This is a genomic window from Microbacterium sp. DT81.1 (genome assembly GCF_049844955.1).
In the GTDB taxonomy this organism is placed as follows: Bacteria; Actinomycetota; Actinomycetes; order Actinomycetales; family Microbacteriaceae; genus Microbacterium.
In genome coordinates, this window is record NZ_JBNCMA010000003.1 from 139,842 (window position 1) to 164,002 (window position 24,161).

The window sequence follows — 24,161 nt, forward strand, 5'->3', positions numbered from 1 at the left end:
GTGCCATCCTGAGCCGATGACATCCGGACAGCGCCGCATCGGCGCCATCTTCATTCCCGACCTGCCCCCGGAAGACCTGCGCGCCGCTGTGGAGGCGGCCGAGGACGCCGGCGTGTCCGAGCTGTGGCTGTGGGAAGACTGCTTCCGCGAAGCCGGGTTCTCGAGCGCCGCTGCGGCCCTCGCCTGGACGGAGCGGCTCCAGGTCGGGATCGGCATCGCCCCGATGCCGCTGCGCAATGTCGCGATCACCGCGATGGAGATCGCGACGATCGAGCGGATGTTCCCCGGCCGCCTGCTGCCGGGTGTCGGGCACGGCGTGCTGTCGTGGATGGGGCAGGTCGGCGCCCGGGTGGCATCGCCGCTGACGCTGATGCGCGAGTACGCGCCCGCGCTGCGTGCGCTCCTCCGGGGTGAGACGCTGTCGACCCAGGGCCGCTACGTGCGACTCGACGACGTGCGTCTGGACTGGCCGCCCACGTCGCCGCCGGCCGTCTACGCGGCGGGTGAGGGTCCCAAGACGCTGCGTCTCTCCGGCGAGGTCGCCGACGGCACCATCCTGACGGGCGGAACGAGTCCGGCCCGCGTCGCCGAAGCGGTCGCGCTCATCGGCGAGGGTGCCAGTGCCGCGGGACGAACCGGCGCGCAGCCGGTCGTCGTCTACGTCGCGGTCGCGTTCGGGACGGATGCCGGTGCGCGCGTGACAGCACAGCTGGAGCGCTGGGACATGGCCGGACAGACCGACCGCATCCTGTCCGGCACGGCGGCCGCGGTGGCGGCGGGCCTCGAGGAGTTCTACGACGCCGGCGCGGACGCGGTGATCCTGCAGCCGCTGGCGGACGAGTCCGACCTCGCCCCCTTCATGCGCCAGGTCGCGGAGGTCGCCGGCCGCGTGCTCTGAGCCGGCGCCTTACTCGAATCAGCACCCACCGCGCGCCTCGGCTCGGCGGTGTCCGGCTGCGAGTTGCCCGTGCGTCCCGCGGGGGCTCAGTCACTCCTCGCGAACAGCCCGGCGGAACCGAGGATCCGCTCCGGGGTGACTCGGATCACGACGCGACGTGGGTTCACCCGGGGCTGGCGGTAGCGGGCGGCGTACAGGCTCACGGCGAGTGCCACGGAGTCGGCATCCCTTTCGATCACGCCCACGCCGCCGATGCTCAGCCATTGCGGACCGGACACCTGCGCGACGGTCGCCCGCCCGTCGCGCTCCACGTTGCGCACCTTCTGGCTGCCGTCGCTCGTGATGATGCGCACGAACCCGTCCACGAAGGTGTAGCCGACGGCGACGACGTGGATGCCGCCCGACGGGCCGATCGTGGAGAGGGTCGCCAGATGGCGGTCGGCGACGAACCGCTGGCCGTCGAGGGTGAGGGATGCCGGAGTGCCCATCCCTCGTGTCTACCCGACGCCTCGTTCAGCGAACAGCTGGTCGAGCACGTGTCGCGCCAGTTCGGCCTGGCCGGGTGGCTTGTTCGTGATCATGATGAGGGCCTTCCAGAGTGCCCAGCCGCGTCCCCGGGCCCAGGTCGCGTCGTCGACGTCGTATTCGCGACGGAACACCTCGCGCGCCTCTCCCGAGAGGAATGTCCAGACGAGGACGGTGTCGCACGCCGGGTCTCCCACGCCGGCGCAGCCGAAGTCGATCACCGCGGTGAGCGCACCGTCCTCCACCAGCAGGTTGTTCACGGACACGTCCCCGTGGAACCACACCGGCGCGCCGGTGAAGACCCCATCCAGCGCGTCGCGCCAGATGCCGACCGCGAGGTCGCGTTCCCGCCCATGCACCCGCATGAGCAGGTCCCGCGTCTCGGAATCGAAGTGCTCCAGCGGAGCGCCGCGGAAGGCGCTGTGCGGCCCAGGACCCGGCGCGCCGGTCGTGTCGGCCGACCGGAGGGCGACGAGGAACGCCGCGAGGTCCGCCGCGAAGCGCACCGGGTTCTCGACGACCGTGCGCGATGCCGGCACTCCGGGGAGCCAGCCGTAGACGGACCACGGTGCCGGAAAGCGTTCGGTGGGCCTGCCCACGCCGCGCACGACCGGGATCGGGAGTGGAACGGACCCCGCGAGGCGCGGCAGCCACGCCTGCTCCTTCGCAACCTGGGGCACGTAGCCGGCTGCGCTGGGAAGTCGGACGCTGAGGTCGTCGCCGAGCCGGTAGATACGGTGGTCGTTGCCTCCGCGTTCGACGAATCGGAGCGGGAGGGCGCTCCACTGCGGGAACTGCTCGTCCAGCAGGCTGCGAATGAGCGGCTCATCGATCATGGCGGCGTCGATCCGTCCGGCGTCGCTGCTCGTGGCGTTCCGGTGGTCCGAGGTCACCGCCCCACGCTACCGTCGCCGGCGCTCGCCGGGCCCTCGCACGCGCGAAAGGCTGCGATTTACACTGGGGCAATGGCGAGAGGCGAAGTGTTCCCGATCATCAACTGTGCCGATCTCGTCGGTACCCGCGGATGGTACGAACGGGTCTTCGCCGGCGACCTGGCCTACCGGTTTCCCGACGAGGGCGAACCGGTGTACCTGACGCTGCGGATCGGCTCCGGCCAGGTGGCGCTCGCGCAGGGCACGAGCGAGGCGATGTACGGGGCGACTCCGCTGCCCGCCACCGGGCATGCCGTCGATGTCTGCATCTACGTCCCCGATCTCGACGCCGCAGTGGCGGCCGCATCCGGTGCCGTCGCGGTTCCCCCGGCTGACATGCCGTGGGGCGAGCGCGTGGCCTACCTGACGGATCCGGAAGGCACCATGCTGCTCGTGATCCAGGACGAGGCGTGAACAGTGATCGGTGCGACACACCACTGGTGCACTTGTGCCACGTGACCTGTAATGGGGGTGGGAACGAAAGGGGGCATCGTGGCTGCTGAACGCGGCGAGAGGCCGATCGAGGAACTCGGCACTGCCGAGTGCTGGGGGCTGCTCGAGAGCGTCAGCCTCGGCCGCCTGGCGGTGACCGGTCTGGACGGCGCGCCCGACGTCTTCCCCCTGAACTACACCGTCCACAACGGGTCGCTGTACGCGCGGTCCGCACACGGCGCCAAGGTGCTGGACATCGCGATCCGGCCGGCCGCTGCCCTCGAGATCGACGGAGAAGACGACGCCTCGCACTGGAGCGTCGTCGTCCGAGGCGCCGCGGCACGCGTGGAGCACGACGCTGAGATCCGCGATTCCGGAGTCCTCCGGCTGGATTCCGCGAACCCTGCGAGCAAGCCCCACGTCATCCGGCTCACTCCGAGCACGGTCACGGGGCGACGGTTCCGCAAGGGTACGCACAACGCACCGCAGAGCGCAGCGGCGACGGCCGAACGCGAGGTTGCGGAGGCGCCCGCCCCCGACGAGAAGCGGTCCCCGCCGAGGCGTGGCGACCGACCGACGCCCATTCCGCACTTCGCCCCCGACAAGGACGACAGCCCGAATGCCTGAGGCGCCGGAGGTCCACGAGCTGGCAGCCTTCCTCACCGCGCGCACGAGCGGGCGCGGGATCCGCGGCTTCGACATCGCGCTCGGCAAGATGCTGAAGGCGGGTGACCCTTCAGCGGTCATCGGATGCCGCGTGGCGGCCGTGACCCGGATTGCGAAGATGATCGACGTGGTTGTGACCGATCCGGCGGGCACGACGTGGCACGTCGTCGTGCACTTCGGTCACGATGGCTGGTTGCTCTGGCACGACGCGGTTCCCGACGGGATGGCACGCGCCGGCGACGCGACCCTCATGGCCCGCATCCGCCTCGACGACGGGGCGGGCTTCGATCTGACGGATGCCGGTCAGTGGAAATCGCTCACGGTGCACATCGTCCCGCACACCGCCGACATCCCGGCAGTCGCGAAACTCGGTCCTGATCCCCTCGACCCGGCCTTCGACCTCGTCGAGTTCGCTGCGATCCTCGCCGGCCGCAAGAAGCAGATCAAGGCACTGCTGCAGGATCAGGCCGCACTCGCCGGCATCGGAAACGCCTACTCCGACGAGATCCTGCATGCGGCGGGACTCTCGCCCGTGGTGCACGCGTCGGCGCTGTCGCAAGACGAGGTCGGGCGCCTCTTCGGCGCGATGAGGACGATTCTCGCGGAGTCGACGGCGGCCCGGCGGGGAGTTGCGCCGGAAGATCTCAAGGCGACCAAGCACGCCGCGCTCCGCGTGCACCGCCGGACGGGACAGCCCTGCCCCGTCTGCGGCGATGTCATCCGCGAGCTCACGTTCTCCGGCGCCGCCGCCCAGTACTGCCCCACGTGCCAGACCGAAGGCGTGGCACTGGACTGACCCCCCGGGCCTGTGCTCAGGGCTTCTGCTCGGCGTGCGCGCCCTCGGCGATTTCCTCGACCACCTTCGCGTTGAAGGCGGGCAGGTCGCGCGGCGTCCGGCTGGAGACGAGACCGTGGTCGACGACGACCTCCTCGTCGACCCAATCGGCCCCGGCGTTGCGGAGGTCGGTCTTGAGGCTGGGGTAGCTGGTGATCCTGCGCCCGTCCACGACCCCGGCCTCGATCAGGATCCACGCACCGTGGCAGATCACGCCGACCGGCTTGTGCTGCTCGAAGAAGGCGCGGGCGAAGGCGACGGATGCCTCGTCCATGCGCAGATGGTCGGCGTTGACGACGCCGCCGGGCAGCACGAGGGCGTGGAACGCCGAGGCATCGGCATCGGCCGGAGCGGCATCCACGGCATGCTTGTGGCCGTTCTTGCCGGTGATCTCATCGGCTGTGGGAGAGATGAGGCGCGCGGACGCGCCGGCGGAGGTGATCGCGCCCCATGGTGAGGTCAACTCGCTGTCTTCGAAGCCGTCGGTCGCGAGAAACGCGACGGTCTTTCCATTGAGTTCGGTCATGCACCGACGGTAATCCGGGGGTCGCTGGGCGATCAGGGGCTTGACAGTGCGGAAGGGCCGACCCACGACGAAGGGTGCTCAGGCGCCGGTGCCCCAGCCGCTGTCGCCGGGTTTCTCGTCACCCCACGTGGCCGTGAGCGTTTCGCCGGCTTCGACGGTCAGATCGATGAGCCGGGTCAACAGCTGCGGCAGGCTGGTGGAACGCAGCAGCTCGAGCTGGTCCATGTCACCGAGGGGTGCGATCCCCGCAAGCTGCCACGAAGCCACGGCGGGGTCGTCATCGACCGCGACATCCGGGCTCCACCGATGCTCGACGAATTCGGCCGCGCGGGCGATCGTTCGACGCACGATCGACTCCGCCTGGGTGAGGAGCGGCAGGTACTCATCCTTCCACTCGAGGTCGGCCAGTTCCGTGACCTCCGCCTGCGGGAAGGGACCGTCGTCCACCCAGCGGTCCACCGCGATGCGGGTCGTGCCGGACCCGATCACGGCCACCGCCCCGTCCGTGGTGCCGAGCTCCTCGATCCGCGCGACGGTGCCGATGTCGAACCGCCGGTCGCCGCCGCCCACCTCGGAGCCGCGCTCGATCAGCACGACGCCGAACTCGCCCGGCTCGTCCTGAAGCACGGCGGACAGCATCGCGAGATACCGCTCTTCGAAGACCCGGAGCGCGATCGGCATGTGGGGGAACAGCACCGACCCCAGCGGGAACATCGCCATCGTCGTCACCCAGCCAGTGAATCACGCGCGACCGGCATCGGGGCCGACGCAGGGGACTTCCCAGCCCACCCGAAGCCGTCATCGCGACCCCCGGGTATCCTGGACTCATGACGACGACTTCGACCGAGACGCCCGCCACGCCGCTTCAGCCTGCGCCGAGTGCGCTCAACCTGCTCAAGACGGAGTCGAACGAGGCGTCGTGCTGCGGCGGTTCATCCTGCTGCGCGACGAACTGACCTCACGCCCTCGTCGGGCTCAGCAGAGCCGCGGCAACGTCCTCATCGAGTTCGGGCACGTCCTCTACGGGAACCGCCAGAGCCTGTAACACCCTGCTCAGGAAGTTCCGCGCACCCGCAGCCATCGCGATGTCCACGATGTCGCGATCACTGAAGCCGTGGTCGCGGAGCACCTGCGAGTCGGCGTCGGTCATAGCGGAAGCATCCACCGACATCCGTTCGGCGAACGCCATCATCGCGACCTCCGCGTCGCTGAGCCCGGCCGACGTGTAGTCGGCGGCGACACGCACGAGCTGCGCCTCATCGAGCACGCCGGCCCGCAGTGTCTTTCTCCCGTGCGCGAGCAGACAATGCGGAGATCGGAGGGTGCGCGCCGCCGCGAGCGTCACCAGCTCGTAATTGCGCAGACCGAGGGTCGACACCAGCGAGCCGGTGAGCTGCTCGAAGGCGAGGTCGGCGTCCGGATTCATCGCCATCACTCTGGTGTGGCTGTAGACGAACCCGTCGGTCGCGAGGTCCTCCGCATACTTCTCGGCGGCGAATCCCGACACGTCGCCGGGGTGAGGTGGATGCACGATCATGACCTGATCCTGTCGGCACGAAGCCCGTGGCGCCAGTGGATCAATGCCCGATCGGCGCGCCGATGGAGTCGGCGGGCTTGCGGACGAGGAACGCTCCGACAATGGCCGGAAGCGAGATGATGGCCGCCGTCATGAACGCGGCCCGGACCCCGGCGGCACCGGCGGCGAGCGCGGTGGCTCCCTCGGCGACGGCGCCGGCGGAGACGCCGGAGAGGATCGCGACCATGAGCGCGATGCCGGCAGCGCCGGCCACCTGCTGCACCGTACCGAGCACGGCGCTGCCGTAGGAGTAGAAGCGCGGGGTCAGCGATCCGAGCGATGCCGTGAAGAGCGGCGTGAACGAGAGCGCGAGCCCTACCGACAGCACCGTCTGAGCGATCGCCACGACCCAGATCGGAGTCGACTCCCCGAGCGTGGTGTAGAACCACAGCACGCTGCTCGAGATGATCGAGCCGGGGATCAGCAGCACCCGCGTGCCCCGGTTGTCGTAGATGCGGCCGACGATCGGGCCGAGGAGCCCCATGATGAGCGCGCCGGGCAGGACGATGAGGCCGGTGACGAGCGCTGTGATGCCGAGCACGTTCTGCAGATAGAGCGGCAGCACCGTGATGGCGCCGAAGAACGACATCGACACGAGGAGCATCTGAACGATGGAGATCGAGAAGTTGGTCGACCGGAACACCCGCAGGTCGAGCAGCGCGTCATCCTTTCGCTGCAGCAGCAGCTGGCGCCAGACGAACAGCCCCAGCGCGAGAACGCCGACGGCCAGTGACGCGACGAGCGTCGTGGCCGACATCGCGGCCGCGGCGGAGTCGGTGGTCTCGGCGCCCGCGCCGATCTGGCTGAGCCCGAACACGAGCCCGCCGAAGCCGAACGCGGAGAGGATGACCGACAGGACGTCGATCGGAGCCTTCGTGGTCTCCCCGAGGTTGACCATCCAGCGCGCACCGGCGGCGAGAGCGGTCAAGGCGATGGGGAGAATCAGCCCGAAGATCCAGCGCCAGCCCACCGTGTCGAGCAGGAGGCCGGAAACCGTCGGCCCGATCGCCGGGGCGAGCGAGATCACCACGCTGACGCGGCCCATCATCCGTCCCCGCTGCTGCGGCGGCACGAGCGTCATGAGGGTCGTCATGAGCAGCGGCATCATGATCGCCGTGCCGGATGCCTGCACGACGCGCGCGACGAGCAGCATAGGGAAACCCGGCGAGAGGAAGGCCAGCAGGGTTCCGAGCGAGAAGAGCGACATCGCCGCGATGAACACCGCGCGCGTGGTGAAGCGCTGCAGCAGGAAGCCGGTGATGGGGATGACCACCGCCATCGTGAGCATGAACGCCGTCGTCAGCCATTGCGCCGCGAGGGCGGTGATGCCGAGGTCGGTGATGAGGTGCGGGATCGCCACGCCCATCGTCGTCTCGTTGAGGATCGCGACGAAGGCGGCGCCCAGCAGCAGCCAGATGACACGGGTCTCGCGAGACGTGAGCCCGACGGACGAGACGTTCTGCGGTGCGGAGACCCGGATGGTGTCGGTATCGGCGGTCATCTGATGGAACTCCTCGGGGCTTGACGGCGAAGGCCACCCGAGGATGGCGTCAACCGAGGCTAACCGCGAGCGCCGACATCGCATTCCCGGTTCGGCGTGCGAATATTCCTGCATGCCGCCGATGCGCCGCCTTCCCCGTGATGTGGTGTGGCGCTGGACGGCGGCCGGAGTGGCCGGGGTCGCCGTGGGCATCGCCCTGGCCCCGCTTCTGGGCGTCGCGGCCGGGCTGCTCGCCGGCTGGGGCGCGGCGGCGGTGACCGTCGTCGTCGCCGTGCTCGCCTACACGTGGCCCATGGATGCGCAGCGCACCCGCGACCACGCCAGCCGCGAAGACCCGGGTCGCCGCGTCGCCCGGCTGGTCTCGATCGCGGGAAGCGTCGCCAGCCTCGGCGCCGTGGCCGTCGTGCTGTTCCAGACGGGAACGGCGCCCCTGGGGGAGTCGGCCATCCTCGCCGCCATCGCGGTGTTCAGCGTCGCGGCATCCTGGTTCCTGATCCAGACGAATTACATGCTCCGCTACGCCCACGAGTACTTCGAGGAGCCGGCGGGGGGCATCGACTTCCACGGTGCGCAAGCGCCGATGTACACCGACTTCATCTACTTCGCGGTGGGACTGGGGATGACGTACCAGGTGGCAGACACCAACGTGACGAGCAACCGCATCCGGCGCATCGTGATCGGTCAGACCGTTCTGGCGTGGGTGTTCGCCACGGTGATCATCGCGAACGTGATCAACCTCGTGGTCGGGATCGCCTCGGTCTAGCTGCCCTCGTGCGAGCGGCGCTCGTCCTTCTCGTGCTGCCTCTTGCGGTATGCGTCGGTCTCGAACGCGCTGCCCGGGGCCTCCGTCGGCCCGGCGTCGAGCTGCTTCCCCTCGAGATCGCCGAAAGTCGGGTCGATGAGCTCCTCCGTGGTGTGCGACTTGAGCTCGTCGATCTCTGCTCGCAGCTGCGCCAGGTCGTCACCGTTGTGGGGCGGGGAGTCGGGGGTGGAGGTCATGGCCCCCACCATACTCGTCCCGCTGTCCCGGCCCGTGGTTAGGCTCGTAGCGTGAGCATGGGCGGAGGTGGCGGACCACGAGGCGGAGGCTTCCGCGGCGTCGACATCGAGGCGCAAAAGAAGCTGAACGCCGAGGCCCCACGCATCCCGAATCTCGGGCCGCGGGTGGTGGCGCTGTTCCGTCCGTACCGGATCCAGATCGCCTGCACGGCGATCCTCGTCATCGCCGGCGCGGCGATCGCGGTCATCCCGCCGCTGCTCGTGCAGCGCATCTTCGACGACGCCCTGTTCCCGACCGACGGGTCCGCCCCCGACCTGGCGCTGCTCGCGCGCCTCGTGGGGCTCATGGTGCTGCTGTTCGTGGTGGGCGCCGGCCTCGGGATCGTGCAGACCTGGCTGACGTCCACGGTCGGGAACAAGGTCACCGGCGACCTGCGCGTCCGGCTCTTCGAGCACCTGCAGGCGATGGAGCTGAGCTTCTTCACCCGCACGAAGACCGGAGTCATCCAGTCCCGCCTGCAGAACGACGTCGGCGGAGTCGCGGGCGTACTGACGAACACCGTGACCAGCATCCTGGGCAACGTCGTCACGGTGATCGCCTCGCTCGTCGCGATGATCATCATCGACTGGCGCCTCACCATCATCGCGATCGTCATCATGCCGGTGCTGGTGGTCGTGCAGCGCCGGGTCGGGCAGGTCCGCGCGAGGATCGCAGGGGAGACGCAGGAGTCGCTCTCGGAACTGACCGCGATCACGCAGGAGACTCTGAGCGTCTCGGGCATCCTGCTCTCGAAGTCCTTCAACCGGCAGCGCACCGAGTCCGCGCGCTACCGCACCGAGAACGTCAACCAGGTCGGCCTGCAGGTGCGCTGGGCGATGAGCGGCCAGTGGTTCTTCGGCGTCGTGCATGTGCTGATCGCGAGCGTCCCGGCGGTCATCTACCTCGTGTCGGGGTACCTGATCAGCGGCGGGACCGACGCCATCACTGCCGGTACGATCGTGGCCTTCACGACGGTTCAGGCGCGGCTGCTGCAGCCCCTCCTCGGCCTCATGCGCGTCGCGCTCGACATCCAGACGTCCTCGGCGCTGTTCGCGCGCATCTTCGAGTATCTCGACCTGGTCCCGGCGATCCGCGATTCGCCCGACGCGACGAGCGTCGACCGGGCGCCGGGCCCGGTGGGTCGCATCGAGTTCCGCGACGTCGTGTTCCGCTATCCGGATGCCACCGCCGACTCGCGCCCCACGCTTCAAGGCGTCTCGTTCACCGCGGAGCCGGGCCAGCACGTCGCCTTCGTCGGTCCGAGCGGCGCCGGCAAGACGACCGTCATCTACCTCACGCCCCGCATGTACGAGGCCTCAGAGGGAACGGTCCTGTTCGCCGGCGAGGACGTGCGCAACCTGACCCAGGAGTCGATCATCGATCACGTCGGGATCGTCAGCCAGGAGACGTATCTTTTCCACGCCACCATCCGCGAGAACCTGCGCTACGCCAAGCCGGACGCCGGCGACGAGGAGCTGGAGGCCGCCTGCCGGGCGGCGAACATCCACCACATCATCGAGGGCTTCGAGCACGGCTACGACACGGTGGTCGGTGAGCGCGGCTACCGCCTCTCGGGCGGCGAGAAGCAGCGCATCGCGATCGCCCGGGTGCTGCTGAAGGATCCGCCGGTGCTGCTCCTGGATGAGGCCACGAGCGCGTTGGACACGGTGTCGGAACGGGTCGTGCAGGAGGCGCTCGACGCGGCGGCGCGGGGGCGCACCACCCTCTCCATCGCCCACCGGCTCTCCACGATCATCGGCGCCGACGTCATCCATGTCGTCGACGCGGGGCGCATCGTCGAGAGCGGAACCCACTCCGAACTCATCGAGGCCGGCGGCCTCTACTCGGAGCTGGCGGCCGAGCAGCTGGCAGCGTCCCGCATCCTCGAGGTGGAGGAATCCGAGCCGCCCGCCGACCACCCCGACCGGCGCGCGGATCGGCCCCCGGCAGACGGACGTCCACTGACCCTCGACGCTCCCGTCGGCGAGCGGGACTGGCCGCAGCTCGAGGAGCTCGGCGAGGCGCCGGTTCCCGAAGCCCGCTGAGCGGCGGATGCCCTTGGCGTTCCGCATTCAGGCTGCATCGGCGTCGCGCGCTCGAAGGGCCGCCCGCACTGCACTCTTGCCCCACTCAGCCTGCGTGCGGCACGCGTCTTGGGCCAAGACCGCCGCCGTCTCGAACTGACCGAGGGGCCACGGGAGCCCGAAGACGTCGTCCACAGGGTCGATTCCGCGCGAGGTACGTGACTACCAGAGCCGGGCGGCGGCGACGGCGGTCGCGGAGGCCTCGGTCAGTTCCGCGCGCTCGGCCCCGGCCGCGTCCCAGATGTCGCGGGTGAAGGATCCGAGGGCGCTGCGGTAGGCATCCTCCGAATGCTGTGCGGCGATGCCGGCGAGGCGCGGCACGTCCATCCCCAGGATCTGCCGGCGGCGGGCGGCCGCCGCCGCGGCATGGCCGCCGTCCTCCAGAACGGCCAGACCGGCCGCCATGGCCTCGAGGCACTCGCGCAGCACCGGCAGGGCCGCCTCCCGCTGGGTGATGGATGAGCCGTCGGCGCGGACGCGCCAGAGCACGACGACGTCGGGCACGACGTCGAAGGACGCCGCGCCGGAGTACATCCGCTGCGCGACGACCTGATCCTCGTAGAGCTTGCCCTCGGGAAAGCGCAGGCGGGTCCGGTGCCAGAACGACGCCCGGCTGACCTTCGACCAGGCGACGATGTTCGAGGAGGCGTCGGGGTGCGCGTCGATCGTCGTGCCCCGGCGCTCGGGACTCGTGGCGGACGACACCCACGGCTGCACCTCGCCCTCGACGTACTCGTCGCCATCCGGGCGCAGGCGAACGTAGGCGCCGGCGGCGAAGTCGCTGCCCGATTCGCGGAGCGTGTCGACGAGCCGCTCGAGGGCGCCGGGTCGCAGCACATCATCCGCGTCGAGGAAGGCCACGAACTCCGTGTCGACGAGATCGAGGCCCGCGTTGCGCGCCGCCCCCAGGCCCCTCCGACGATCCTGCGTCACCACCCGGAAGCGGGGGTCGGCTGCAGCGGCCGCGGCGAAGATCGCCCCGGTCGCATCGTGAGATGCGTCATCGATTAGAACCGCCGTCCAGTCGGTCAGCGTCTGGGCGCGGAGGGAGTCCAATGCCTCCTGCGCGTAGGGTGCGACATCGAACCCCGGCACGATCACGGTGACGGTGGCGGGTGTACGGCTCATCGGGTCGATTGTACGGCGGCCACCGACGCGGCGACGGCGTCCGCCACCGCATCGAGCGGCTTCGACGCCGCATGCGCGAGCGTGAAGCGCACGGCGGTCTGGGCGACTTCCGGTTCGATGCCCATGGCCACCAGCACGTGCGACGGCTCGTCGCTGCCCGCCGCGCAGGCCGACCCGCTCGAGGACACGATGCCGCGGCGCTCCAGCTCGAGCAGCACGGCCTCGCCGCTGGTGCCCGCGAAGGTGAAGCTCGCGGTGCCCGGGAGCCGATGCACCGGATGCCCCGTCAGCGTCGCACTCGGCACGCGATCGAGCACGCGCGCGACGAAGTCCTCCCGCAACCGGGTGACACGGGCGAACGCCTCCTCGCGTTCGGCCTCGGCGAGGTCGAGGGCGGTAGCCAGTGCCACGGCGCCGGCGACGTGCTCGGTGCCGCTGCGCCGGCCGCGCTCCTGTCCGCCGCCGTGCAGAAGCGGTTCGAGGGGGACGCGGCCACGCACGACGAGCGCGCCGGTGCCCTTCGGAGCGCCGATCTTGTGGCCGGCGATGGAGATGGCGTCCGCGCCAGAGCCGGCCAGGCGAAGCCATCCGGCCGCCTGCACCGCGTCCACGTGCACCGGGATGCGGCGCTCGCGCGCGAGGGTCGCGATCGCACCCACATCCTGGATCGTCCCTACCTCGTTGTTCGCGTAGCCCACGCTGACCAGCGCGGTGTCCTCGCGAAGGGCGGCGCCGATGGCGGCCGGATCGACCGTGCCCGTGCCGTCCACCGGAACGCGTGACACGTCAAAGCCGTGCACCCGCTCGAGATAGTCCGCCGACTCCAGGATCGATTCGTGCTCGATCGGCGTCGTGACGAGGTGTCTGCGATCGCGGCCGAGCTGTGCGGCGATCGCGATTCCCTTGATCGCGAGGTTGTTCGCCTCGGTGCCCCCGGAGGTGAAGATCACATCGCTCTGGCGCATCCCGAAGACCGCCGCGACCCGCCCACGCGCATCCGCCAGCGCCTGCGCTGCTCTCTCGCCGAGGGTGTGGTGGCTCGACGGGTTGCCGTACACGCCGGTCAGGTACGGAAGCATCGCCTCGAGCGCCTCCGGGCGCACCGGTGTCGTCGCGGCGTTGTCGAGGTACAACGTGGCTTCACCCGGGTGAGGCGTGCCGTTGGAGAGGTCGGACGATGTCCCGTGCGCGTGGATGCTCATCTTCGGCTCAGCGCGCGTGGATCCGGATGTCGAGGGCGAGGTCCAGCGCGGGCGCGGAGTGCGTCAGGGCACCGACGGAGATCACGTCGACGCCGGTCTCGGCGATCGCCCGCACCGTGGCGAGGGAGACACCGCCGCTGGCTTCGACGGTGGCACGACCCCCGACCTGCTCGACGCCCCGGCGCAGGTCATCGAGCGAGAAGTTGTCGAGCATGATGGTTCCGATCCCCGCCGCGAGCACCGCCTCGATCTGATCGAGGCGGTCGACTTCCACCTCGACGTGCGTGGTGTGGGAGAGGCGGGCGATGGCCCCCTGCAGCGCCGCGGTGACCGACACGCCCTTCTGCGCGAGCACGGCCAGATGGTTGTCCTTGGCCATCACGGCATCCGAGAGGGAGTGCCGGTGATTGTGGCCCCCGCCGTTCATCACCGCGTGCCTCTCGAAGGCGCGCAGTCCCGGGGTGGTCTTGCGGGTGTCCGCGACGCGGGCGCCCGTGTGCGCGACCTCGGCCACGTAGCGGGAGGTGAGCGTGGCGATGCCCGACATGCGCTGCACGAAGTTGAGACCGACGCGCTCACCCGTGAGCACCCCGCGCGCCGGGCCGGCCACGATGGCGAGGGTCGATCCCGCTGCGAACCACTCGCCGTCCTCCACGAGCGGCTCGACCGTGATCCGCGGGTCCGTCAGCCGGAACGCGGCCGCGAACACCTCGCCGCCGGAGAACACCCCGGATTCGCGGCCGACGAGCTCGGCGCGCGCCTGCGCATCCGGCGTGATGAGCGTCTCGCTCGTGATGTCACCCCACGGGGCGTCCTCTTCGAGCGCCGCCGCGACCGCGCGATCGATCGTGGTGCGGGTCAGCACGCCGACGCTCCGACGGTGCTCGATTCGTGAACGGTGGATTCGGCGGCGCGACGCTGTTCGGCGTCGACGAGGTCGGTCACGATGTCGTCGGAACCCACCCCGTCGGAGCGGAAGTGCGCACCGACGGAGACGCGGCGGGCGCGCGCCGCCGCGACCAGCGCGGTCGCGACCTGCAGCAGGTTCTCGTCCTCGAACTCGGCCTCGGTGACGGGGATCCGGGGCGTCGCGCTCCACGCGGCGAGGATGCGCGCCGCGTGTGCCAGACCGGTCTTGTCGCGCACCAGTCCCGCGTCCTCCCACATCAGGGCCTGCAGCGCGTCGCGCGAGAACGGCGGCACACCGCCAGCCCCGTCCCGCGATCCTCCGGTCCTCTCGTCTCGACGCTCCGCGGAGCCGGCAGCAACGGGAAGCGACTGCTCGGCGGCCGGTTCGGCGTAGGCCGCGGGCACGGGTGCCGCGGGCCAGTCTCCTCCCGTCGCGTCGGCGGCCAGCACCGAACCCGCCCGAGCGCCGAACACGGCGCCCTCCAGCAGAGAGTTCGAGGCGAGCCGGTTCGCGCCGTGCACCCCGGTCCTGGCGACCTCGCCCACGGCGTACAGCCCCGGGATGCTCGTGCGGCCGTGCAGGTCAGTGGTGATCCCGCCCATGAGATAGTGCGCGGCCGGGGTGACGGGGATGGGCCGGCGCGACCAGTCGAGGCCTCGCTCACGCACGGCGGCGTCGATCGTCGGGAACCTGCTCGCCAGGAATTCGGCGCCGAGTGCCGTCGCGTCCAGGTGCACCGGCCGGCCGCCCTGAAGGTCCATCTGGTGTGCGATCGCCCTGGCGACCACATCCCGTGGCGCCAGTTCGCCATCCGGATGCGCGTCGAACGCGAACCTCCGGCCGTTCTCATCGATCAGCGTCGCGCCTTCGCCCCGGACGGCCTCCGACACGAGGAACGCTTCGCCGGCAGCCAGCACGGTGGGGTGGAACTGGAAGAACTCCAGGTCGGTGACGGCAGCGCCGGCGCGCAGCGCCGCCGCGATCCCGTCACCTGTCGCCACCACCGGGTTCGTGGTGTGGGCGTAGAGCTGGCCGGCCCCGCCCGTCGCGAGCACCACGGCATCGGCGTCCAGAACCATCCGGCGCGTGTTCCCGGTCCCGCCACCGACGCCGCCCGTAGGCGCGGATGGCTCCTCCACCAGCAGGTCCACGCCCGTGACGCGGCCGCCCTCGCACACCAGGTCGACGAGGAAGGCGTGCTCGATCACCCGGGCGCCGCTGGCCCGCAGCCGCGCCACGAGTGCCTTCTCGATGGCTGTGCCCGTGGCATCCCCGCCCGCATGCAGAATGCGCGGATAGGAGTGCGCCGCCTCGAGACCCTTGAGAAAGGCGCCGTCCTCGTCGCGATCGAACGCGACACCCAGACCGATGAGCTCCCGGATGCGTGCGGGGCCCTCATCGACAAGGACTCGCACGGCCTCGGGGTCGGCGAGGCCGGCGCCCGCCCGCAGGGTGTCGGCGATGTGATCCCCGATGCGGTCGTCGGCGAACATCACGCCCGCGATGCCGCCCTGGGCGTAGCGGGTGTTGGCGTGTTCGAGCACGTCCTTGGTGACGAGGGTCACACGCACCCCGGCCGCGACCGCATGGAGGGCGACCGTCAGTCCGGCGATGCCGCTCCCGACGAGAACGGCATGCACGGCGCCCCGCTGCACGTCGGCGGCGCTCCCGCTCGTTCCGGCCGCCGTCACGACAGGCTCTCGGCCACGAGCGCGGGTGCCTCGGGCGGCTTCGCCGCGAGCATCCGTTCCAGCGCGAGCCGCGCGGGCTCCGCCACATCCAGGGGCACCGAGACGCGGTTCAGCACTTCGCCGCCGACGAGACCCTCGAGCACCCATGCCAGGTAGCCGGGGTGGATGCGGTACATCGTCGAGCAGGGGCAGACCACCGGATCCAGGCAGAAGATCGTGTGCTGCGGGTTGTCGGCGGCGAGGCGCTGCACGAGGTTGACCTCGGTGCCGACAGCGAAGGTCGTGGGCTCGGTCGCCGCCTCGATCGCCTTGCGGATGTAGTCCGTCGAGCCGGCCTCGTCCGCGGCATCCACCACCGGCATGGGGCATTCGGGGTGCACGATCACGCGCACGCCCGGGAACTCCGCGCGCGCCTTCTCGATCTGGTCGACGGTGAAGCGGCGGTGCACCGAGCAGAACCCGTGCCAGAGAAGAACGCGGCTGTCCTCGACGGCGGAGAGGTCGTTGCCACCCAGCGGCTTGTTCGGGTTCCACATCGGCATCTGCTCCAGCGGCACGCCCATGGCCTTCGCCGTGTTGCGCCCCAGGTGCTGGTCGGGGAAGAACAACACGCGCTCGCCGCGCTGGAAGGCCCACTCGAGCACGGTCTTCGCGTTCGAGGAGGTGCAGACGATGCCTCCGTGGCGCCCGCAGAACCCCTTGAGGTCGGCGGCGGAATTCATGTACGTGACGGGGATGACCGGCACCCGGCCGTCGGGGCCCGGCTGATCGAGCGGCCCGAAGACCTCCTCGAGCTGCTCCCAGCACTCCTCGACCTGGTCGATGTTGGCCATGTCGGCCATCGAGCAGCCCGCGGCGAGGTTGGGCAGGATCACGGACTGCTCGGGCGTGGAGAGCAGGTCGGCGGTCTCGGCCATGAAGTGCACGCCGCAGAAGACGATGGCCTCGGCATCCGATCGCGCCTTCGCGGCGTTGGCGAGCTGGAACGAGTCGCCCACGTAGTCGGCGTGTCGCACGACCTCTTCGCGCTGGTAGAAGTGGCCGAGGATCACGACCCGGTCGCCGAGCGTCGCCTTGGCCGCGCGGATGCGGGCGTCCAGCTCCTCCTCGGAGGCGTCGCGGTACTCGACCGGCAGCTCGCCCTGCCGCGGCGATCCGGTCGGGATGACGTCGCCCATCGATGCGCCCGGTCCGTAGCCGGGGCGTGTGTCGAAGTTCCACGGGCCGGCGGCGAGGTCGGTGTTGCACGTCTCGGCGTTGGAGCGGCCCGTCGTAATGAGACGGAGGGCGTGGTCGACCGAGGGGTCGGCCACCGTGGATGGGTGCAGGGTCATTTCGGGCTCGATCCGGTCAGGGGCCCGCGATCGGCGAGCTCGACGTCCTGGTTGTAGCGGTAGAGGCGGGCGGGCCGGTGGCTGCCCGTGCGAAAGTGCTCGGTCGGGATGAGGGTGCCCGAGGCCTCCGCCTGGCGGCGGAAGTTCGCGGGGTCCAGGCGCCGGCCGAGGATCGACTCGTAGACCTCGCGCAGCTCGGCGAGGGTGAACTCGTCGGCGAGCAGGCCGTGCGCGATGCGGCTGTAGCCGACCTTGTTGCGCAGGCGCCACAGGGCGTAGTCGACGATCGCGTTGTGGTCGAACGCGAGACGCGGGAGGGATGCCGCGTCGAACCACTCGACGTTCTCGTCGGCGAAGGCCGGTGCGTCGTCGGCGTGGACGCCGATGATCTCGTCGGGGCGCAGGAGCGCCCAGTAGATGATCGACACGACGCGGGTGGGGGAGCGGTCGACATCGCCGAAGGCGTAGAGCTGCTCGAGATAGGTCGGGGCGAGCCCGGTGGTCTCGGCGAGCGTGCGGGATGCCGCGGCATCCAGCCCCTCGGCGGGGTCGAGCCATCCCCCGGGCAGGGCCCAGAGACCCTCGAACGGGTCGCGGGTGCGGCGCACGAGGGGGAGGACGATCGACGCGCCGTCCGCGCGGGGCCGCAGGCTGAAGATGACGGTCGACACGGCCACGCGCGTCACGTCGTCCGCGGCCGGTGCCGTGTCGGTGGATGCTTCGAGAACGCTCGTTCGTGTCATCATGACTCTAACCCTTTCATCCGCCATCTTATAGTCATCCCGACATGAAGTGCAAACCGCGGAACGCGGCCGGGAGTCCTCCCAGGTCAGCCGCTTAGGATCGCTCCGACCAGGGGAGGGGAACACCGGTGGCCGCCGTCGATATCGTCGTGCTCGCGATCCTCGTGATGGCCGTGATCATCGGCGTCATGCGCGGACTGCTGGCGAGCGTGGGCTCCCTCGTCGGGCTCGCCGTCGGTGGCCTCGCCGCGTACTGGGCGGTTCCGTTGGTCAACGCCGCGATTCCGGATGCCGCATGGCGGGGGGCCGCCGTCCTGGCCGTGGCGGTCGGACTTCTCCTGATCGGATCCGCGGTGGGCTCCGCGATCGGGATGGCTCTGCGGCGCGGCGTCGACAAGACGAAGCTGCGCGGGCTCGAGCGTCTCCTGGGCGGAGCGGTCAGCCTGACGGTCGCGGCCCTCGCGGTCTCCCTTGCAGGGCAGAGTCTGGCGGCGACGGGCATGCCCTTCGTCGCCTCATCCGTGTCGTCGTCGCGCATCCTCACCGCCATCCAAGACCTCACGCCGCGGCCCCTCGCCGCGACGATGGCCCAGCTTCGCGGCGCCGCCGAGGAGGGCATCCCTCGGCTCGGACAGCTGCTGGCCCCGCAGCTCGCGCCGAGCATCCCGGATGTCGCGCTCGACGAACCAGCGCTCACCGCCGCCGCGCAGTCCGTCGCCCGCGTGTCGGGCGTCGCGTTCGCGTGCGGCATCACCGCCAGCGGCTCGGGGTTCGTCGTGGCGCCGGATCGCGTGATGACGAATGCGCATGTGGTGGCCGGCGTCGACCGCCCGGTCGTCGAGCTGCCTGGTCGAGAGGCGCGGGAGGGCCGGGTCGTCTACTTCGACCCCGTAGACGACATCGCCGTGGTGGCCGTGGACGGCCTGGATGCGACACCGCTCGACGTGGTGCCGACCCTCGGGGTCGGATCGGAGGCGGTCGTGCAGGGCTACCCGTACGGCGGTCCGTTCACGACGGGCGCCGCGCGGGTGCTCTCGGTCGGAATGGCCGACGTCCCCGACGTCTACGACGAATCGAGCTCCGCGCGGGAGGTCTACGCGCTCGCCGCGCAGGTGCGTCCTGGCAACTCGGGCGGTCCGCTGCTCTCCACGACCGGCCAGGTCGCCGGCCTCGTGTTCGCGCGCGCCGAGGGCGACGACGATCTCGGCTACGCCATGACACCGACGGAGATGTCGCCCGTCGTCGACCGGCTCGCCGAGCTGGACGCCGCGGTCGCCTCCGGCACCTGCAGCGGCTGAGCTCCATTCGCGGATGGTGCCCGTTTTCTCGCGCGCGCCCGATATGCTGGCCTCGCAACTGAAGACAGGCCGCACGACCCTCGCGGGAGAGCCCCGGCAGAACCTTGCCGGGCACCGAAGGAGCAAGCCTCCCCGCCAATCTCTCAGGTCCGCGTACCGCGCGGGGTCCGGCCACTCTGAAAAGCGGTCCTCGTGGACCCGCCGACGGTGAAAGCCGCAGCATCCGATCAGTGCAGTGGATGCCGCGTCGAAGCTCTCAGGCCCATGACAGAGGGGGAGTTCGCCGGCGTCACCCGACGCCAGCCCGGACGAGCACCGGAGAACTCATGACAGACCCCGCGATCCCGCCCCGCAACACCCCTCTGCGTGCGACGCACGAGGCGCTCGGTGCTTCGTTCACCGACTTCGGCGGGTGGCTCATGCCGGTTCGCTACACCTCCGACCTGGCCGAGCACCACGCCGTGCGCACCGCAGCCGGCATCTTCGACATCTCGCACATGGCGGAATTCCTGGTGGAGGGCCACGAGGCCGGCGTCTTCCTCGACTACGCGCTCGCCGGTCGGCTCTCGGCGATTCCCGTGTGGAAGGCCAAGTACAGCCTGCTGCTCGCGCAGTCGGGCGGAATCATCGACGACCTCGTCGTCTACCGCCTCGGTGCGCATCGGTTCTTCGTGGTCGCCAACGCCGGCAATCACGATGCCGTCGCCGACGCCCTCGCCACCAGGGTGTCGGGCTTCGAGGCGACCGTCGTGGACGCGAGCGAGGACTACGCGCTGATCGCCGTCCAGGGTCCGATCGCCCGCGCGGTGCTCGAGGCGACGCCTGGGATCACGGACCTCGGACGCCCCCTCGCCGAGCTGCCGTACTACGCCGCCACCGACGCGTTCTTCGACGGAGAGCCGCTGCTCGTCGCCCGCACGGGGTACACCGGCGAGGACGGCTTCGAACTGTATGTCTCCGCATCCGCCGCCGCGGGCCTCTGGGACGCCCTGCTCGCCGCGGGCTCCCCGCTCGGACTGGTGCCCGCCGGGCTCGCCGCCCGCGACACCCTGCGCCTCGAGGCGGGAATGCCGCTCTACGGCCACGAGCTCTCGCTCGACATCGTTCCGGCACAGGCCGGCCTCGGCCGCGTCGTCGCCGCGGACAAGAACGAGTTCGTCGGGCGCAAGGCCGTGCTCGCCGCTGTTCCCGCCGATGCGCCCGTGCTCGTCGGCCTCGTCTCGGAGGGCAAGCGGGCCGGTCGCGCGGGGTACGAAGTCTTCCGCGGGGAGGAGCGCGTGGGCGAGATCACGAGCGGCGCGCTCAGCCCCACCTTGCAGCATCCGATCGCCATGGCCTTCGTCTCGCCGTCCGCGGCCGCCGAGGGCACCGCACTCACCATCGACGTACGCGGAACGCGAATCCCCGCGACCGTGACCGCCCTGCCCTTCTACCGGAGGAAGAAATGACCGATCTCAACGCTCTCAAGTACACCGCCGAGCACGAGTGGATCGCCCTCGAGGGCGATCTGGCCACGGTCGGCATCACCGATTTCGCGGCCGACAAGCTCGGCGACGTCGTCTTCGTCGAGCTGCCGGCTGTCGATTCGGGCGTGAGCGCGGGGCAGGTCGTCGGTGAGATCGAGTCGACGAAGTCGGTCGGGGAGCTCTACGCGCCCCTCACCGGCGATGTCGTGGCGGCCAACGACGCCGTGGTCGATGACCCCTCCCTCGTGAACTCAGATCCGTACGGAGACGGGTGGCTGGTGAAGATCCGCGTCGACGCGTCCGCCGCGGCCGAGCTGCTCGACCGCGAGGCGTACGTCGCGCTCACGGGTGGCGCCGAATGACGGGGACGGCGCGCGAGGCGCTCGGAGGATTCGCCGCGCGGCACATCGGGACGGATGCCGCGGCGCAGCGGGCGATGCTCGACGTGCTCGGGTACGAGAGCGTCGACGCGCTCGTCGAGCGGGCGGTGCCCGCATCCATCCACGTGCAGCCGCGCACGACTTCCGACATCCCGCCGGCCGCAACGGAGGCCGAGGCGCTCGCGGAGCTGCGCGAGCTCGCCTCGCAGAACCGCACGGCACGCCCGATGATCGGTCTGGGCTACTACGACACGATCACGCCGTCGGTCATCGCCCGCAACGTGTTCGAGAACCCGTCCTGGTACACGGCGTACACCCCGTACCAGCCCGAGATCTCGCAGGGCCGGCTCGAGGCGCTCATCAACTTCCAGACGATGGTCACCGACCTGACCGGGCTGGCCACGGCGAACGCCTCCATGCTCGACGAGTCGACGGCGGTCGTCGAGGGGATGCTGCTCGCGCGGCGGGCGTCGAAGTCCCCGTCGAACGTCTTCGCGGTGGATGCCGATGCGCTGCCGCAGACCAAGGCGCTGCTGCGCTCGCGCGCATCCGCCGTCGGCATCCAGCTCGTCGAGATCGACTTCGCCCGCGGAGGCACGCTTCAGGGCTCGATCGGCGAGCCTGTGGAACCATTCGGCGTCTTCCTCCAGTACCCCGGGGCGACGGGACGCGTATGGGATCCGTCCGGGGTCATCGACGCGACGCACGTCGCGGGGGGCCTCGCCGTCGTCGCCGCGGATCTGCTGGCGCTCACGCTTCTGACGTCGCCCGGGTCGCTCGGCGCCGACGTGGCCGTGGGCACCACCCAGCGGTTCGGAGTGCCGCTCGGCTTCGGCGGCCCCCACGCCGGTTATATGGCGGTGCGCCAAGGTCTCGAGCGCCAGCTGCCGGGTCGCCTCGTCGGGGTGTCCCAGGATGCCGCCGGCCACCCCGCGTACCGGCTCTCGCTGCAGACGCGCGAGCAGCACATCCGTCGCGAGAAGGCGACATCCAACATCTGCACGGCGCAGGTGCTGCTCGCGGTGATGGCGGCGATGTATGCCGTGTACCACGGGCCGTCCGGCCTGCGCTCGATCGCAGAGGACGTCTCCCGCAAGGCGGAGGCGCTCGCCGACCGGCTGCGGTCGTACGGGCTCTCCCTCGTCTCCGACTCGTTCTTCGACACGCTCCGCGTCGTGACCCCCGGTCCCTCGGCGCAGGTCATCGAACGAGCCCGTTCGCGCGGCTACCAGCTCTTCTGGGCGGATGACGCGACCGTCGGCGTCTCGGTCGATGAGACCACGACGGCCGACGACCTCGCCGCGATCGCCTGGGCGTTCGGTCTGCCGTCCGCCGACGAGCGCGGCGTGCGGGACGTGCCGTTCGCGGGACTCTCGCCGCTCGCCGGGGTCCCTTCCCGTCTGGCCCGCGAGGACGAGTACCTCACGCATCCGGTGTTCAACACGCACCGGAGCGAGACCGCGATGATGCGCTACCTGAAGACCCTGGCCGACCGCGACTATGCGCTGGACCGCGGGATGATCCCGCTCGGCTCGTGCACGATGAAGCTCAACGCGGCGACCGAGATGGCCGCCGTTTCGTGGCCCGAATTCTCCCGCGTGCACCCGTTCGCGCCGGAGGCCGATGTGCACGGCTACCTGGCCATGATCGAGCAGCTCGAGGCGTGGCTCGCCGAGGTCACCGGATACGACTCCGTGTCGCTGCAGCCCAACGCCGGGTCGCAGGGCGAACTCGCCGGGCTGCTCGCGATCCGCGGCTGGCACCTGGCCAACGGCGACACGGAGCGCACGGTGTGCCTGATCCCGTCATCCGCGCACGGCACGAACGCGGCATCCGCGGTGCTCGCCGGGATGAAGGTCGTCGTCGTCGCGTGCGATGAGGCCGGCAACGTCGACCTCGAAGACCTGCGGGGGAAGATCGCGGCGCACGCGGCGCAGCTGTCGGCGCTGATGATCACGTACCCGTCGACGCACGGGGTCTACGAGCACGACGTGCTCGAGATCACCGAGGCGGTGCACGACGCGGGCGGCCAGGTGTACGTCGACGGCGCCAATCTCAACGCGCTGCTCGGGTTCGCGCGGTTCGGGGATCTCGGCGGCGACGTGTCGCACCTCAACCTGCACAAGACCTTCGCGATCCCGCACGGCGGTGGGGGACCCGGTGTCGGGCCGGTCGCGGCCAAAGCGCACCTCGCGCCGTTCCTGCCCGGGCATCCGTTCGCGCAGCGCTCGGACCACGGGGTGTACACGCATGACGGCGGTGCTGTCTCGGCGGCGCCGTTCGGCTCGGCCGGCATCCTTCCCATCTCGTGGGCGTACATGCGGATGATGGGCGCAGAAGGGCTGCGCGACGCCACCGGCGCCGCCGTGCTCTCGGCGAACTACGTGGCCGCGCGGCTGCGGGAGCACTACCCGGTGCTGTACACGGGCGAGGACGGCCTCGTCGCGCACGAGTGCATCCTGGACCTCCGGCCGCTGAGGGAGCAGACGGGCGTGACGGTGGACGACGTCGCCAAGCGCCTGATCGACTTCGGCTTCCACGCGCCGACGATGTCGTTCCCCGTCGCGGGCACCCTCATGGTGGAGCCGACGGAGTCCGAGGACCTGGCGGAGCTCGATCGCTTCGTCGAGGCCATGGTCGCGATCCGCGAGGAGGCGCTGGCCGTCGCGGCGGGGGAGTGGCCCGCGGACGACAACCCCCTCGTGAATGCCCCGCACACGGCGGAGTCGGTGATCGCAGGGGAATGGACGCACCCGTACACCCGCGAGAAGGCCGTGTACCCGGTGCACTCGCTTGTGCGCAACAAGTACTGGGCGCCGGTGCGCCGGATCGACCAGGCCTACGGTGACCGCAATCTCGTGTGCGCGTGCCCGCCCATCGAGGCGTTCGCCTAGCCGGGCCCCGCGGGCGCGCCCCGGCGCGGCCGCTTCGAGAAATCATTCCCGGTGCGAAACGGCGGCTACGCGCCGAGACTGCTCGCACCGCCCGCAGTCTC

At 70.5% G+C, this 24,161-nt stretch carries 24 protein-coding genes and 1 riboswitch; of the genes, 11 read left to right on the top strand and 13 right to left on the bottom strand.

Translation table 11 applies throughout. From position 1 onward, the window contains the following. Positions 1-16: 16 nt before the first annotated feature. On the top strand, positions 17-898 hold the full coding sequence (locus ACLQ2Q_RS09155) for an LLM class flavin-dependent oxidoreductase (RefSeq protein ID WP_425820135.1): 882 nt from the start codon (positions 17-19) through the stop codon (positions 896-898). A gap of 86 nt (positions 899-984) precedes the next feature. Here the strand turns inward: ACLQ2Q_RS09155 and ACLQ2Q_RS09160 are convergent, their stop codons facing one another. Together ACLQ2Q_RS09160 and ACLQ2Q_RS09165 are read right to left on the bottom strand one after the other, a co-directional pair. Continuing rightward, positions 985-1,386 carry a PPOX class F420-dependent oxidoreductase gene (locus tag ACLQ2Q_RS09160; protein ID WP_425820136.1) on the bottom strand — a complete coding sequence of 134 codons (402 nt, stop codon included), beginning with the start codon at positions 1,384-1,386 and terminating at the stop codon, positions 985-987. Between the two features lie 9 nt (positions 1,387-1,395). Further along, positions 1,396-2,316, bottom strand: coding sequence for an aminoglycoside phosphotransferase family protein (locus ACLQ2Q_RS09165; protein WP_425820137.1), 921 nt, complete (start codon positions 2,314-2,316; stop codon positions 1,396-1,398). 72 nt (positions 2,317-2,388) lie between these two features. Here ACLQ2Q_RS09165 and ACLQ2Q_RS09170 point away from each other — a divergent pair, with 72 nt between their 5' ends. From ACLQ2Q_RS09170 to ACLQ2Q_RS09180, 3 genes are all read left to right on the top strand, one after another. Then, the gene (locus ACLQ2Q_RS09170; RefSeq protein WP_425820138.1) at positions 2,389-2,769 is read left to right on the top strand and encodes a VOC family protein; all 381 of its coding nucleotides are present in this window, start codon (positions 2,389-2,391) and stop codon (positions 2,767-2,769) included. A 78-nt stretch (positions 2,770-2,847) separates the two neighbouring features. Next, the gene (locus ACLQ2Q_RS09175; RefSeq protein WP_425820139.1) at positions 2,848-3,414 is read left to right on the top strand and encodes a pyridoxamine 5'-phosphate oxidase family protein; all 567 of its coding nucleotides are present in this window, start codon (positions 2,848-2,850) and stop codon (positions 3,412-3,414) included. Continuing rightward, positions 3,407-4,249, top strand: coding sequence for a DNA-formamidopyrimidine glycosylase family protein (locus tag ACLQ2Q_RS09180; RefSeq protein ID WP_425820140.1), 843 nt, complete (start codon positions 3,407-3,409; stop codon positions 4,247-4,249). Before ACLQ2Q_RS09175 ends, ACLQ2Q_RS09180 begins: the two co-directional genes overlap by 8 nt. A 16-nt stretch (positions 4,250-4,265) precedes the next feature. Here the strand turns inward: ACLQ2Q_RS09180 and ACLQ2Q_RS09185 are convergent, their stop codons facing one another. Together ACLQ2Q_RS09185 and ACLQ2Q_RS09190 are read right to left on the bottom strand one after the other, a co-directional pair. Continuing rightward, positions 4,266-4,814 carry a type 1 glutamine amidotransferase domain-containing protein gene (locus tag ACLQ2Q_RS09185; RefSeq protein WP_425820141.1) on the bottom strand — a complete coding sequence of 183 codons (549 nt, stop codon included), beginning with the start codon at positions 4,812-4,814 and terminating at the stop codon, positions 4,266-4,268. A gap of 78 nt (positions 4,815-4,892) precedes the next feature. Next, positions 4,893-5,534: an LON peptidase substrate-binding domain-containing protein gene (locus ACLQ2Q_RS09190; RefSeq protein WP_425820571.1), complete on the bottom strand. Its 642-nt coding sequence runs from the start codon at positions 5,532-5,534 to the stop codon at positions 4,893-4,895. A 107-nt stretch (positions 5,535-5,641) separates the two neighbouring features. Here ACLQ2Q_RS09190 and ACLQ2Q_RS09195 point away from each other — a divergent pair, with 107 nt between their 5' ends. After that, the gene (locus ACLQ2Q_RS09195) at positions 5,642-5,770 is read left to right on the top strand and encodes a hypothetical protein (protein ID WP_425820142.1); all 129 of its coding nucleotides are present in this window, start codon (positions 5,642-5,644) and stop codon (positions 5,768-5,770) included. Positions 5,771-5,772: 2 nt separating this feature from the next. Here the strand turns inward: ACLQ2Q_RS09195 and ACLQ2Q_RS09200 are convergent, their stop codons facing one another. Both ACLQ2Q_RS09200 and ACLQ2Q_RS09205 read right to left on the bottom strand, forming a co-directional pair. Next, complete coding sequence (locus ACLQ2Q_RS09200; protein WP_425820143.1) at positions 5,773-6,351, bottom strand: carboxymuconolactone decarboxylase family protein; 579 nt, start codon at positions 6,349-6,351, stop codon at positions 5,773-5,775. 40 nt (positions 6,352-6,391) lie between these two features. After that, positions 6,392-7,891, bottom strand: a complete 1,500-nt coding sequence (locus ACLQ2Q_RS09205; protein WP_425820144.1) for an MDR family MFS transporter — start codon at positions 7,889-7,891, stop codon at positions 6,392-6,394. Between the two features lie 112 nt (positions 7,892-8,003). On the opposite strand from ACLQ2Q_RS09205, the gene ACLQ2Q_RS09210 reads away from it, so the two are divergent. Beyond that, positions 8,004-8,654: a DUF1345 domain-containing protein gene (locus ACLQ2Q_RS09210; protein WP_425820145.1), complete on the top strand. Its 651-nt coding sequence runs from the start codon at positions 8,004-8,006 to the stop codon at positions 8,652-8,654. Here the strand turns inward: ACLQ2Q_RS09210 and ACLQ2Q_RS09215 are convergent. Continuing rightward, complete coding sequence (locus ACLQ2Q_RS09215; RefSeq protein ID WP_425820146.1) at positions 8,651-8,890, bottom strand: hypothetical protein; 240 nt, start codon at positions 8,888-8,890, stop codon at positions 8,651-8,653. The genes ACLQ2Q_RS09210 and ACLQ2Q_RS09215 overlap by 4 nt on opposite strands. Before the next feature lie 57 nt (positions 8,891-8,947). Here ACLQ2Q_RS09215 and ACLQ2Q_RS09220 point away from each other — a divergent pair, with 57 nt between their 5' ends. Further along, a complete protein-coding gene (locus ACLQ2Q_RS09220) occupies positions 8,948-10,975 on the top strand; it encodes an ABC transporter ATP-binding protein (RefSeq protein ID WP_425820572.1) in 2,028 nt (675 codons plus the stop codon). Positions 10,976-11,176: 201 nt separating this feature from the next. Here ACLQ2Q_RS09220 and ACLQ2Q_RS09225 read toward each other — a convergent pair whose 3' ends face one another. The 6 genes from ACLQ2Q_RS09225 to ACLQ2Q_RS09250 are packed head-to-tail and all read right to left on the bottom strand — an operon-like array spanning position 11,177 to position 18,022. Further along, positions 11,177-12,142 (bottom strand): glycosyltransferase family 2 protein, encoded by a 966-nt coding sequence (locus ACLQ2Q_RS09225; protein WP_425820147.1) that lies wholly within the window; start codon positions 12,140-12,142, stop codon positions 11,177-11,179. Next, entirely contained in the window at positions 12,139-13,344 is a 1,206-nt protein-coding gene (locus tag ACLQ2Q_RS09230; RefSeq protein WP_425820148.1) for a cysteine desulfurase family protein, read from the bottom strand. The genes ACLQ2Q_RS09225 and ACLQ2Q_RS09230 overlap by 4 nt, the downstream gene beginning before the upstream one ends. A gap of 7 nt (positions 13,345-13,351) precedes the next feature. After that, positions 13,352-14,209, bottom strand: a complete 858-nt coding sequence (gene nadC / locus ACLQ2Q_RS09235; RefSeq protein ID WP_425820149.1) for a carboxylating nicotinate-nucleotide diphosphorylase — start codon at positions 14,207-14,209, stop codon at positions 13,352-13,354. After that, positions 14,203-15,945, bottom strand: coding sequence for an L-aspartate oxidase (gene nadB / locus ACLQ2Q_RS09240; protein WP_425820150.1), 1,743 nt, complete (start codon positions 15,943-15,945; stop codon positions 14,203-14,205). Before nadB ends, nadC begins: the two co-directional genes overlap by 7 nt. After that, the gene (gene nadA, locus ACLQ2Q_RS09245; RefSeq protein WP_425820151.1) at positions 15,942-17,279 is read right to left on the bottom strand and encodes a quinolinate synthase NadA; all 1,338 of its coding nucleotides are present in this window, start codon (positions 17,277-17,279) and stop codon (positions 15,942-15,944) included. The genes nadB and nadA overlap by 4 nt, the downstream gene beginning before the upstream one ends. Next, positions 17,276-18,022, bottom strand: a complete 747-nt coding sequence (locus tag ACLQ2Q_RS09250; RefSeq protein WP_425820573.1) for an NUDIX hydrolase — start codon at positions 18,020-18,022, stop codon at positions 17,276-17,278. The genes nadA and ACLQ2Q_RS09250 overlap by 4 nt, the downstream gene beginning before the upstream one ends. 128 nt (positions 18,023-18,150) lie before the next feature. Between ACLQ2Q_RS09250 and ACLQ2Q_RS09255 the strand changes: the two genes are divergently transcribed. The 4 genes from ACLQ2Q_RS09255 (at position 18,151) to gcvP (ending at position 24,060) form a co-directional block, all read left to right on the top strand. Continuing rightward, complete coding sequence (locus ACLQ2Q_RS09255; protein ID WP_425820152.1) at positions 18,151-19,320, top strand: MarP family serine protease; 1,170 nt, start codon at positions 18,151-18,153, stop codon at positions 19,318-19,320. A gap of 73 nt (positions 19,321-19,393) precedes the next feature. Beyond that, positions 19,394-19,489, top strand: a riboswitch (glycine riboswitch). A gap of 157 nt (positions 19,490-19,646) precedes the next feature. After that, positions 19,647-20,768, top strand: a complete 1,122-nt coding sequence (gene gcvT / locus ACLQ2Q_RS09260) for a glycine cleavage system aminomethyltransferase GcvT (protein WP_425820153.1) — start codon at positions 19,647-19,649, stop codon at positions 20,766-20,768. Beyond that, positions 20,765-21,148, top strand: a complete 384-nt coding sequence (gene gcvH / locus ACLQ2Q_RS09265) for a glycine cleavage system protein GcvH (RefSeq protein WP_425820154.1) — start codon at positions 20,765-20,767, stop codon at positions 21,146-21,148. Before gcvT ends, gcvH begins: the two co-directional genes overlap by 4 nt. Then, on the top strand, positions 21,145-24,060 hold the full coding sequence (gcvP, locus tag ACLQ2Q_RS09270) for an aminomethyl-transferring glycine dehydrogenase (protein WP_425820155.1): 2,916 nt from the start codon (positions 21,145-21,147) through the stop codon (positions 24,058-24,060). The genes gcvH and gcvP overlap by 4 nt, the downstream gene beginning before the upstream one ends. Positions 24,061-24,161: the final 101 nt, after the last annotated feature.